The sequence below is a fragment of the Pseudomonas brassicacearum subsp. brassicacearum genome, from assembly GCF_008801605.1.
Classification (GTDB): domain Bacteria; phylum Pseudomonadota; class Gammaproteobacteria; order Pseudomonadales; family Pseudomonadaceae; genus Aquipseudomonas; species Aquipseudomonas brassicacearum.
The window spans coordinates 1-11,943 of record NZ_VZPJ01000024.1 but is presented as its reverse complement, the minus strand read 5'-3'; the positions used below and the strand labels follow the sequence as shown (position 1 = coordinate 11,943).

The window sequence follows — 11,943 nt, the reverse complement described above, 5'->3', positions numbered from 1 at the left end:
CCTCATGGAGTCAGATAATCAGCGAGGGCGTCGCGTACGCAGGGGGACGCGAGCATCGAGCTGCTGCGGAAAAAGCGCGTGATGTTGCCCACCAACGGGTGAAAACGATTGATGGGGTAGGCCAGCGCACTGGCCTCTTCACGCAGCGACTGGCGTACCGATTCGTCGACGGGCAGGTGGGCGATCAGCTCGAAGTCGAACGCTTGCTGCAGGTCGCTCGCCAGGTACTGGACGATGAAACCGGGCATCAAGCGCGCAATCGCCGCGCGGTCCTCTTCGGGCGCGGTGCGCCAGTAAATCTGCACCAGTCGCGTCCAGAAACCGGAGTGCCGGCCCTCGTCGAGCAAGTGATCGGCCATCAGCCCCTTGATCGAGGCCTTGACCGAGTCGTCCCGGGCGAAGGCCGCCACTTCGTTGGTGACGGTGTTCTCTGCGATGGCGATGCAGATCAGTTCCACGGCGCTGAGCAGATGTTCCGGCGCCTGGGCCAGGGTCGCCGGTATCGCGCGGCTGAGTTCGATCTGCCCCGGCAACGGGATCGGTTCGATGCCGGTCATATCGATGGTCTGCTGCATGAAGTCCATCGCCACCAGCGCGTGATAATCCTCATCCACCACCACGGTCATCGCGTCGTAGCGGCAGGCGAACGGGAATTCGATGCCGAAGCGGTTCTTGGCGATGCGGCGGGCGGTGTGGTCCACCAGTTCGGTCTCGAAAATCACCACGTCGTTGATGAACTTGTAGAGGCTCTGCACCAGCACAAAGTCGCGCAATTGCGGACAGTGGCTGAGGAAGGTCTGGCTGTGCACCAGCGGCTGGCGGCTCATGGGGAAGATCAGTTTGTCGTCGTCTTCGACCCGGCGCCGTGGCCGGGTACGGATCGTCGCGCGGCTTTCCCAGGCGTCGGCGAAAGATTGGTATTCGACAGCGTTCATGGCGTCACCTGTGCAACCGGCTGGGCCATGCTCTGGCGCAAGCCATCCCACAAGGCCGCGCGGCTGTGGACAGCGGCGAGCGCGGCGACCAGTACTTCGGTTTCGCGCTGCGGGTCGCCATCGATCAGCCGGGCCAACAACTTTTCTGCCGCCGGGCCATGGTCTTCGGAATCGACTTCGATGTGCCGCTGCAGGTAATAACGAAAGGTCGGCGCCTGATCCAGGCCAATGCCCCAAGCGTCGAGCATGCGCTGGAACATCTGCGGGATGACACTCTCGCGACCATGCACGAAGGCCGCTGCCACGCTGTGGGCCGGGGCGTGCAGGGCGGTGTGCAAGGTCTGGCGGACAAACCGTGCCGCCGCCGGTTCGACCTCGACGCTGTCCAGCGCAGTTTCGGGGCTGACGCCTTCCTGTTGCAGGGTGATGAATTGCTCGATCGCGCGGGTATCGGCACCGATTTCCCGCATGGCGTCCAGGTACAGTTCGAAGTGGCTGCAATAGCCTGCGCCGGGGCGGTCATCCGACTCTTCTCCCAGCACGATTTCATTGATCAGGCGTGCCGCGTGCGGGTCGGCCGGCGGCAGCCAGGGCAGGTGGACGCAGGTGAGCTCGCGTTGCAGCCGCTTGGTCAGCGACATGAAGTCCCAGACGGCAAAGACATGGCTTTCCATAAAGCGGCGTAACAGATCGATTGATGTAATCTCGGAAAAAACCGGGTGTTGGCCAAGTTCGTGTTTTTTTAGAGATAGTTGTTCTTTGGTTGGCTGCATCGGAACGTCCTCATCAATGATATTTTGTCCGGAAGGTTGCTCGTTATTTAATTAAGGCGAGCGGGTGCCTGAACCGGAATCCATGAATTGCCCAAGGGGCTTAAGTATTCTCTTTTAATCGTAATTTCGGCTTTGGATGCCAGTATTTGCTTGGCTTGTCGCAAGTCGAAAGGGTCGCCAGTAACGCGACGAATAAAAAACTAATACATGAAACAAGTAAGCGGCAAGTACTTTTTTAATTATTTAAAGTTAGTGTTTTATTGGGCGCGAAGAGGGCTGTTAAAACTTTTTATATAAGTTTTATTTGGGCGAAGAAGCTCCTTCCGATTTAGGGGTATCAGAATCGAATAGTTCGAGTGAATGCCTCACTCGGAGCACTTCAGGGATCGGGGAGTTAAGACGTTTTATGTTATGGGCAGGACGTCGGTCGGACATCCGATCATCCCGCCGGTTGGACGACGCTCCTTGCGTATTGGCTTCGATTCGTCTGGCCTCAGCCAGGCGTTGACTTCTTCAGGTCTGTTTTGAATCGACAAGCGCAAGAGTGAGCCCAAATCGATGGCAGTGCCATTGAACTGATGGGACGACGAGTCGCGGCCACGGCCAAGCCGCGCCGCGCAGGCGACAAGTGAGTCGGAAGGATATGTAAGAAGTTTTTACGCCGGCTGGACCGTCGAGGTGGGATCAAAGATTCGACGACTGTTCCAGGTACCGGCGCATGGTGACCGAGGCTTTTTCCAGGTGTCGCTCCAGCAATACGACGGCGTTATCGATGTCCTTGGCACGCGCGGCGTCGAGCAGCGCGCGATGATCGTCCTGGCTCAACTTGCCCAGCCCCATGGATGACAGATGAAAACGCAGGAAGCGCTCTTCTTCATTGAGCTCGCGCTCGATCAGGTCCAGCAGCTTGCTGTTGGGTGCCTTGTGATAAAGCGACATGTGGAACAGCCGGTTGAGCTTGCCGATCTGGGCGTGATCGGTTTCCGTTTCCAGCTGTTCGATGTACTGGGCGGCCAGTGCCAGGTCGTTGTCATCTAGCAGTGGAATGGACAGGCGCAAGGCGAACGATTCCAGGACCGAGCGCAGGGCGTAGGTTTCTACCGCATTGTTGGTGATCAACGGCGCCACCACGGCGCCCTTGTGCTGAACCACATTGAGCAGTGACTGCGCTTCGAGCTGGCGCAATGCCTCGCGCACCGGCATGCGGCTCACGCCGAACAGGTCGGCCAGTTCCTGCTGGCGCAGGGCGGTGCCGCAAGGCAGGCGTCCATCGAGGATGGCCTCGCGCAGAGACTCTTCGATGATCGAGCGAGCCTGGTCAGCCGGGATGGGGCCGTTGACCTGGATAGTGCTGAGTGGTTTGGGCTTTTGTGTCACGACAACACCTGACTGATAGTAACGACAATTGGATCCAAGCCAACGTTAGTTACAGATTGCCAAGCCGTCAAAATCTCGCGGCCCCAGTTCCTGAACTAAAGTTTAGTCTGCTTGCGGTGATTGCAACCTGCCATTGTTTTTTACCCGGCCAGGCTTCACCATCCAACGAATTTCCAACGGCCCTTTTCGGACGTATTCCCTTGGCTGCACCTTTCCCTGTTCTCAGGTCCTTGCGCTGGCTGTGTTCGGCATTGTTGCTGGCCGGCCTGATGCTGGGTGGCTTGCAGGCTGACTGGGACTTTGCGCAGATCAGCCGACGGGCGCAAGCGTTATATGGTCCCTTGGGCGAAGGTCAGCAACGGATCGACGCATGGCAGCAACTGTTGGCGACCCAGAAACAGATCCCGGAACTGGAACAGCTCAAGGTGGTGAACCTGTTTTTCAACAAACAGGTGCGCTACGTGGAAGACATCGACCTGTGGCGCGAGGTCGACTACTGGGAGACCCCGATCCAGGCCCTGTGGAAGGGCGCCGGCGATTGTGAAGACTACGCCATCGCCAAGTATTTCAGCCTGCGCCATCTCGGGGTGTCCAGTGACAAGCTGCGCATCACCTACGTCAAGGCCTTGCGGCAGAACCGTGCGCACATGGTGCTCACCTATTACGCCACGCCCGAGGCGATGCCGCTGGTACTCGACAGCCTGATCGACGGCATCCTGCCGGCCAGCCAGCGAACCGACTTGCTCCCGGTCTACTCTTTCAATGCCGAAGGGCTGTGGCTGCCGGGCGCCAAGGGCAACAAGAAAGTGGGTGACACCAAGCGCCTGTCCCGGTGGCAGGATGTGTTGAAGAAAATGCAGGCCGAAGGTTTTCCGGTCGAGACGACTAACTAGGAGCGCGCGCTCAGATGTCCTTGTTCAAACAGCTGTTGATCGCTATCTGTCTGTTCCTGGTGGTTGCCTTCAGCGGCAGCTTCATGGTCAGCCTGGAGAGTTCGCGGGCCCAGTACGTCAATCAGTTGCGCTCCCACGCCCAGGACGCGGCCACGGCGCTGGCGTTGTCGCTGACGCCGAACATCGACGACCCGGCGATGGTGGAGCTGATGGTCAGCTCGATCTTCGACAGCGGCTACTACGCCAGCATCCGCGTGGTCGACGTGGCCACCGACAAGACCCTCGTCGAGCGCACCGGCACGCCGGACGCCGGCAGCGTGCCGCAATGGTTCGTCAAGCTGATCGGCCTGGAACCGGCCGGAGGCGATGCCATCGTCAGCCGCGGCTGGGAACAGGCGGCCCGGGTTGAAGTGGTCAGCCACCCGATGTTCGCCCTCGCCAAGCTGTGGCAGAGCGCGTTGGGCAGCCTGGGTTGGCTTTTGCTGTGCGGTGCCGTGAGCGCGGTGCTGGGGGCCTTGCTGCTGCGTCGTCAGCTCAAGCCGCTGGACTACATGGTGCACCAGTCCCATGCCATCGCCCGTCGCGAGTTCCTGAGCCTGCCAGAGCTGCCGCGCACGCCTGAACTGCGCCGCGTGGTGCAGGCGATGAACCAGATGGTCGAGAAGCTCAAGGCGCTGTTCCAGGAGCAGGCCGAGCGCAGCGAGAAACTGCGGGTCGAATCCTACCAGGACAACCTCACGGGCCTGGCCAACCGGCGCTACTTCGAAATGCAGCTCAATGCCCGGGTGAGCAACCCGGAGCAGGCCAGCTCCGGTTATCTGCTGTTGCTGCGGGTCAAGGACTTGGCCGGTTTGAACCAGCGGCTGGGCGGGCAGCGCACCGACCAGTTGCTCCAGGCCGTGGGTGAGCAATTGCTGCGTGAGTGCGCGCGGTATCCGGAAACCCACAATCTGGTCACACGTATTCGCGGTGGGGAGTTTGCGGTGCTGGCACCTGGGCTGGTGCGCGAGGAAGCGCTGCAACTGGCGCAGAACCTTGAGGCTGCGTTGGCGAGCCTACATGCGACCGGCGCGACGGATGTGGCGTCGGTGGCCTCCATCGGGCTGGCGCCGTTCGTCCATGGCGACTCGCCGCAAGCGGTGCTCCAGCTCGGCGACCAGGCCCTGGCCCAGGCCGAAAGCCAGGGCGAACCGGGTTGGGCCTGCCTGGATCACAGCGCGGTGGCCAGTGTCGGTGACGATCACCATGCCTGGCACACGTTGCTCGACCAGGCGTTGAATCATCAGCGTTTCGAACTGTACTTCCAGCCGGTGGTGGCCGCCCAGGACACCCAGGTGGTGCTGCATTACAAAGTGCTGTCGCGGCTGCTCGACGAGCATGGCCAGACCATCCCCGCCGGGCGGTTCCTGCCCTGGTTGGAGCGCTTCGGCTGGACTGCGCGCCTGGACCGTTTGATGCTTGAACAGGTGCTCAGGCAAATGGCCGGGCATGAACAGTCTCTGGCGTTGAACCTGTCTTCGGCGACCTTGGCCGATCCGCAGGCGCTGAACAAGATCTTTGAGATCCTGCGGGCGCATTCCAACCTTGGGTCGCGCCTGACCCTGGAGATTGGTGAAGAGCAATTGCCGGAGCAAGCGGTGCTGGAGCAGTTGACCCGGCGTCTGCGTGAGTTGGGCTTCTCCTTGAGCCTGCAGCGTTTTGGTGGGCGGTTCAGCATGATCGGTAACTTGTCGCGTTTGGGGTTGGCTTACTTGAAGATCGATGGCAGTTATATCCGCGCGATTGATCAGGAAAGTGACAAGCGACTGTTCATCGAGGCGATCCAGCGGGCTGCTCACAGTATTGACCTGCCGTTGATTGCTGAGCGGGTTGAGACGGAGGGGGAGTTGGCGGTGATTCGTGAGATGGGGTTGTTTGGGGTTCAGGGGCAATTGGTGGGTGAGCCTAAGCGTTGGGGGTGAGGCGGTCTTTTATCCTTCTGACTGAGTACATATCCGTTTCTGCGGTAACGGCTGCTTAGGGTTCCGCCCTTACGGCGGCTCACTTTTTTTCAAACGCCAAAAAAAGTAAGCAAAAAAGGCTTGCCCCACCACTCGGTGCCTCGCTTAGGCTCGGCATGCCCGAACGCAGGCATTGCTCCGTGGGCCCGCCGCGAGGCGGCCTGGTAGCCGACCTGGCTCTCCCGGTCGTACACCCGTCAGATCTGTTTGAGCAGGACCTGTGGGAGCAAAGCTTGCTCGCGAGGCGGCCTGACAGCCGACCTGGCTCTCCCGGTCGTACACCCGTCAGATCTGTTTGAGCAGGACTTGTGGGAGCAAAGCTTGCTCGCGAAGCGACGGCACATTCAGCATTGATGCAAGCAGACCCACCGCCATCGCGAGCAAGCTTTGCTCCCACAGGGACCGGCGGTGGACACTGATCTTATAAACGACCAAAAACCTATGTGCGAGCTTGCTCGCGATAGCGGTGGTTCAGTCACATGGATGCTGGGTTTGCCGGCCTCTTCGCGAGCAAGCCCGCTCCCACAGGGGAAACGCAGTCCCTCCAAGAACCAGGTCGGCTACCAGGCCGCCTCGTGGTGGACGTTGATCTCGGGCGCCCCATTAACCACGCTGGCCGAACGCAGGCATTGCGCAGTGGGCACCTCGGCATGGATGCCGAGGTAGCCGCGCTGGGCCATGGATGGCCCTTCGCGGCGGCCCACGGAGCAATGCCGGAGTGAGGGCACACCGAGCCTAAGCGAGGTGCCAAGTGGTGGGGCAGAAGCGTTTTGCTTACTTTTGACTGGGCCGGCTTCCGGGCTTCTCAAAAGTGAGCCGCCGTCAGGGCGGAACCCTAAGCAGCCGTTACCGCAGAAACGGATATACACCCCCCTCTAAAAGTAAGGTCCTAGGAGATTTCCTTCGAGTTGTAGCGAACGTGGTGAACTTGTCCGGCGTCTGCCTCGTGGCTAGTCTGGGTTTGTCACTGAAAAAACGGTGACACGGACGTGCAAGTCCGAAATATCTGTTTAGGGCGAAACGGCCCATGCCATTCAGCGATCTCATTTGGACTCGCTGTGTAGCAAAGGCTCCTTACTAGTCGTTTAGGAGTTCTCCAATGACAACAGCGGAAACGAAAAACACCTCACGCAGCTCCACCACACTCGACGAAGCCGCCGAACGCGTCCTCGACTACTACCTCAATCCCAAACCCACCGATGAAGCCTCGGGAAAAAACCAAACTGCCCAGCTCTTCATGGTCTCCCCGGACATCGACACCGAAACCCTCCTGGCCAATGCCTCCGAAGACCTGCTGTCCATCAGCGCCATCGCCGCCGACCTGGCTGACGACGTCGACGGCTCGCGCCGCAGCGTGATCCTGGCGATCAGTCGAATGGCCGATGGGGTGCATCTGTTGGTGGAGGGGGCGATGGATCGGCTTGAAGTGCAAGCGTCGAATTGACAGACCTGCGGTGAATTGACGATTGTCATCGCGAGCAAGCTCGCTCCCACAAGGGATCTGTTGGCGAATGGAAAATAGCGCCCTGACACAGATCCACTGTGGGAGCGAGCTTGCTCGCGATGAGGGCAGCCCGACACCGATGAAACCAGGGCTAGATCAACCCCTTCTCATCATCATCGATCAACCGGCTCAACCCGCCCAAGGCTTCCCGGGCCTGGGTGCGGTCCATCAGCTTGGCCTGGGCCGCCGGTGGCAGGTCGGTGACGCGGATCACGCCTTTGCTGGTCAGCACCTGGATCAAGTCATCGAGTACCCGGATCATCTCCAGGTCGCTTTGCTTGAGCTGCTTGAGGCTGTTTTCCACCGCCTGGTTGGCGAACCAGTCCTGGATCTCGTGGTTGTCGGCCGGCAAGGTTTCGGTGGCCTCGGCGTAAGCGGTGGCTTCTACGCGCACCAGCAGGCCTTGTGCATCGCGTTGCACATAAAACATCGGGCATCCCTCATGTATGAAGCGGCATCATGCTGGGCAGCATAGGCCAACTGTGGGGGAGTATGGAGGGTGGAGACGAAATCGTCATCCTGGGAGCAGCCATGCACGACCGCCCTGTGAAGGGCGGTCGTGAGGGCCCGGTCAGCTGTTGTTGTGATCGACCTTGATGGTCGGGTCGCTGCCGGCGATCAACGAGTTCAGGTTCACGTTCGACCAGTTGTTGCCTTCGAGCTTGATCGTCACGTCCGGGGTCGCGGCGCCGCCGTTGGCCCCATTGAACTGACCGGAGGTGCTGACCTGCAGCGACGATACGCCATCGACCGTGCTGATTTTCAGGAAGTGGTCGATGGTGCTGCCGCTTTCGCCCTGCAACAGATCCCGCAGGTCGATCCGGTCGCCTTCGCTGGCCTTGAAATCCTTGATCACGTCGGTGCCAGTGTCGCCGGCCTTCCAGACAAAGGTATCGCCGCCCAGGCCGCCGATCAGGGTGTCATTGCCCTGGCCGCCGATCAGTGTGTCGTTACCCGTGCCACCGAGCAGGATGTCATTGCCCTTGCCACCGTCGAGCGTGTCGTTGCCGCCCTGGCCGAAAATGATGTCGTTGCCGGCGCCGCCCAGCAGGGTGTCATTGCCATCGTGGGCACCGGACACATCGAACGCGGTGTAGTGTTCGGTGATGTACTGGTGCACGTTGCTGGTGGTGACCTTGCTGACGTCCACGCCGTTCTGCTGGGCGACGAAAGCCTGGATGGCCTGGTAGCCCTCGCCGGCAACGCCGTTGAAGCTCACCAGGTCGCCGAACAGGATGTCGTTGCCGTTGCCGCCGTTGACCGTATCGGAGCCCGGCAAGGTCGCTTCGGTGTGGCCGATGATCGAGTTGGCCAGGTTGTTCGGGTCGATGTTGGTCTGCGGCGTCGAGTCCGAGTCGTAGGGCTTGAGGTCGTTCAGAGTCACGTCGTTGTTCAGGCCGATGGCCTCGACGGTGCTCAGGCCCTTGAGCAGCGTGAAGCTGTCGGTCGAGCCCGCTGCCGAATCGACATAGTTCCAGTAATCGCCATAACCGGTGCCGCCCTGGTTCGACAATTCAAAGGTGCCATTGCCCTCGGCATGCACGGTGCCGACATAACTGTCGTTCCAATTCTTTCCGCTTTTGGTCGACAGGTACATCTGGCCGTTTTCGTAGATGGTGTACTTGTGCGTGCTGTCGATCGTCTGGGTGTAGTACTTGCCGACGGTGTAGTTGGCTGCGCTCAGCACATCATCGAGCTTGACGTTGCCGTACAAGGTCGGGTTGGTCTGTTCGCCGGTCTGGTAGAAGGTCGGTTTGCCGTCGGTAATGAAATACGTCAGGTTTTTCGCGCCGGTATTGTTCAAGGCCTGGGTGCTGTTGAAGAAGTTCGCCGTGGTCTTGAACACGTCTTCGTAGTTGGTGCCGCCACCGGACACCATCGAGTCGAGCACGCCTTTGAGCAGGGTCAAGGCGTTCGGGTCGTTGAGGTTGACCGCGACGGTCTTGTTCACCTGGTTATCAAAGTCCGCCAGGAAGATATTCACCGTCCCGGCGTTACTGCCCATGCTTTGCTTGAGGGTGTTGAACACCGAGGTCAGCGAGGCCTTGGCCGCTGCGATGGACGAGTCGCTCATGCTGCCAGAGCTGTCGACCATGAAGGCGATGTTGTAGTTGACGCCCGGCACTACGGTCAGCCCGCCAATGTCGGCGACGACGATGTCGTTGCCGTCGGTGCCGGTGACGTTGTCACTGCCCGACGTGGCGGTGATGGCGTTGTAGGTCGCCGGGTACACGGTGACTGGGATTTGCGCCGTGGTGGTCGCCGATCCTCCGAGGGCTTCGGTGGAGGTGGAGGTCACGGTCAGATTGAGCTGGCCGTTGTAATAGGTCGGTGGGGTCAGGGTCAGGCTGCCCAGGTTCCAGCCACTGACCGATGCTTCGCCGTTGCTGCCCACGGTCGCGAAGTGGCCCGCGCCGTCGCTCAGCACACTCCCTTCCGGCATGCCGCCAATCTTCACGCTCAGGCTTTCGGAGCCGTCGGTGTCGGTCAGGGCGGTGGTGATTTTCGACAGGTGCACGCTGGTGCCTTCGGCGCCTTCGTTGAGCTTGAAGCCGTCGTAGTAGCCTTCGCCGTTGGTGCCGTGCAGGTCGGAGACGGTCACGCCAGAATTCGCCAGGTCGGTCACGCCGGTATAGAGCGGCACGCCGGCACTGCTCAGGTCGACCGGTGTGCTGCCGTTGACCGACAGGTTCACGTCATAGCTGCCCGGGCCGGTCTGGTTGTGGTGGTAGATGTCCAGGGTGTAGTAGCCGCTGGTGGTCGGCGTGAACGAACCGTTCAACTGGCCGCCCGCCCCCCAAGTGGTGGCCGCGGCGGTTTTGCCGCCGATGGTCACCAGCAGGCTGTCGTCGCCGGTACCGCTGAAGGTGTAGGTCTTGCCGGCTTCGAGGAAGATCAGGCCCGAGGTTTTCGACGCGGTGCCCGGGTTGACGTTGCTGTCGGACTGCACGTTGGTCACGGTGCTGCTGCTGTTCGGCGTGCCGGCGGCATCGATCACCGACTTGAGCGTGCCGGACGGCGCGCCGCTGCCATCGGTGCCCAGGCCCGACAGGCCGGTCCAGACTTCCTTGATCAAACCGGTGGAGGTCACGTTGTTGCCGGCCACGTTGAGAGTCGGTGCGTCGGCGACTGGGGTGATGTCGATCTTCACGGTGCTGGTATTGCCCAGCGCCTGGCCGTCGGTTGGCTGGAACTTGACCTGTGCGTAGTCGGCCTGGTTGTTGCCCGTGCTGCTGCCAACATAACCATTGGCGCCGGATTCGTTGGCGTCCGGAGTGAAGCGCAGCTTGCCGGCGTCGATGTCAGCCTTGGTGAAGGTCTGGTTGTTGGCCACGTCTTTCCAGGTTGCACCGTCCAGATACTGCAACTTGCCATCGGCCGGCAGCTCGGTGATTTTCACACCCAGGCTGGCGGCGGAACTGTCCACGTCGCTGATGCCGAACGTCGACCAGCCGAGGACCAGTGAAGTGTCTTCGGTACCGGTCACCGCGCCGCCAGTGGCCACTGGCGCGTCGTTGACCCCGACCACGTTCACGGTGGTGGTGGCAGTGTTGGAGTAGCTCGTGCCGTCAGTCACTGTCACGGTGATGATGCGCGGTACGGTGCTCGGATCTTCGCTGTTGTTGATGAAGCTGATGTTCTTGATCTGCTGCATGTAGTCGGCCAGCGTCGCATTGCCCGTCAGCGTCAGGACGACCTTGCCGTCGGTGCTGTTGGCGTTGATGCTGATGCCGTTGACGCTGTTGCCCAGGTTCAGCGCATCGCCAGGCTGACGGTTGGTCAGCACGATGGTCGCGCCGGTCAGCATGGTGCTGTCCGGGTCAGTGATGCTCAGGTCGGTGTCGGCGATGGACACGCCCGGACCGGTGGTGCCTTCGGTGAAGGTCACCTGGTAATCGGCGCCGGTCTTGCCGCTGGAGTTGTTGGCGTCCAGGTCGAGTGCCGGTGGCGCATCGTTGTCGATGATCGAGGTACTGACGCTGCCATTGGTGCCGCTGACCGCCAGGTGCTCGAAGTTGCCACCGGTGGCCGAGTCGATCTTGACCACGAAGTTCTCGGTGCCTTCGGTGATCTTGTCGTCCAGCGTCGCCACGTTGAAGGTGGCGCTGGTAGCGTTGGCCGGGATCTTCACGGTGTAGACACCGGTGAAGTCCGTGCCATCGGCGGCGGTGCCGCTGTAGACGATCTTGAGCGTCACCTCTGTTTGCGCCGGGTTCGTCAGGCTGACGGTATAGGTGGCCGCCTGGCCTTCGGTGACCGACGTGCTGCCGGTGATGCTGACGGTGGTGTTGTCGATGGTGTCGGTGACATCGGTCACTGCTGGCGTGGTGCTCGGAACCAGGTTCTCGAAGTTACCACCAGTGGCTTTATCGATGCTGACTTCGACTTTGCCGGCGTCTTTGTAGACGTCGTCTTTTGGCGCATCGACAGTGACGGTGCCAGTGGTGGCGCCCGCAGCGA

At 60.8% G+C, this 11,943-nt stretch carries 9 protein-coding genes; 3 read left to right on the top strand and 6 right to left on the bottom strand.

Annotated elements, in window-relative coordinates:
• Window positions 1–2 precede the first annotated feature (2 nt).
• From F7R20_RS30500 to F7R20_RS30490, 3 genes are all read right to left on the bottom strand, one after another.
• Entirely contained in the window at window positions 3–935 is a 933-nt protein-coding gene (locus F7R20_RS30500; RefSeq protein WP_003196532.1) for a diiron oxygenase, read from the bottom strand.
• Window positions 932–1,708, bottom strand: coding sequence for a DUF3050 domain-containing protein (locus tag F7R20_RS30495; protein WP_003196534.1), 777 nt, complete (start codon window positions 1,706–1,708; stop codon window positions 932–934). The genes F7R20_RS30500 and F7R20_RS30495 overlap by 4 nt, the downstream gene beginning before the upstream one ends.
• A 684-nt stretch (window positions 1,709–2,392) precedes the next feature.
• Window positions 2,393–3,085, bottom strand: a complete 693-nt coding sequence (locus F7R20_RS30490; RefSeq protein WP_003196536.1) for a GntR family transcriptional regulator — start codon at window positions 3,083–3,085, stop codon at window positions 2,393–2,395.
• A 269-nt stretch (window positions 3,086–3,354) separates the two neighbouring features.
• On the opposite strand from F7R20_RS30490, the gene lapG reads away from it, so the two are divergent.
• Both lapG and lapD read left to right on the top strand, forming a co-directional pair.
• Window positions 3,355–3,978: a cysteine protease LapG gene (lapG, locus tag F7R20_RS30485; RefSeq protein WP_371856198.1), complete on the top strand. Its 624-nt coding sequence runs from the start codon at window positions 3,355–3,357 to the stop codon at window positions 3,976–3,978.
• 14 nt (window positions 3,979–3,992) lie between these two features.
• Window positions 3,993–5,939, top strand: coding sequence for a cyclic di-GMP receptor LapD (lapD, locus tag F7R20_RS30480; RefSeq protein ID WP_003196539.1), 1,947 nt, complete (start codon window positions 3,993–3,995; stop codon window positions 5,937–5,939).
• Between the two features lie 599 nt (window positions 5,940–6,538).
• On the opposite strand, the gene F7R20_RS31755 is transcribed toward lapD, so the two are convergent.
• The gene (locus F7R20_RS31755; RefSeq protein WP_155252622.1) at window positions 6,539–6,706 is read right to left on the bottom strand and encodes a hypothetical protein; all 168 of its coding nucleotides are present in this window, start codon (window positions 6,704–6,706) and stop codon (window positions 6,539–6,541) included.
• Window positions 6,707–7,077: 371 nt separating this feature from the next.
• Here F7R20_RS31755 and F7R20_RS30465 point away from each other — a divergent pair, with 371 nt between their 5' ends.
• The gene (locus F7R20_RS30465) at window positions 7,078–7,422 is read left to right on the top strand and encodes a DUF6124 family protein (protein ID WP_003196543.1); all 345 of its coding nucleotides are present in this window, start codon (window positions 7,078–7,080) and stop codon (window positions 7,420–7,422) included.
• Window positions 7,423–7,573: 151 nt separating this feature from the next.
• On the opposite strand, the gene F7R20_RS30460 is transcribed toward F7R20_RS30465, so the two are convergent.
• Together F7R20_RS30460 and F7R20_RS30455 are read right to left on the bottom strand one after the other, a co-directional pair.
• Window positions 7,574–7,912 (bottom strand): hypothetical protein, encoded by a 339-nt coding sequence (locus F7R20_RS30460; RefSeq protein WP_003196545.1) that lies wholly within the window; start codon window positions 7,910–7,912, stop codon window positions 7,574–7,576.
• Window positions 7,913–8,053: 141 nt separating this feature from the next.
• Window positions 8,054–11,943: beta strand repeat-containing protein (locus tag F7R20_RS30455; protein WP_151180626.1), on the bottom strand; the 3,890-nt coding region annotated here is incomplete at its 5' end.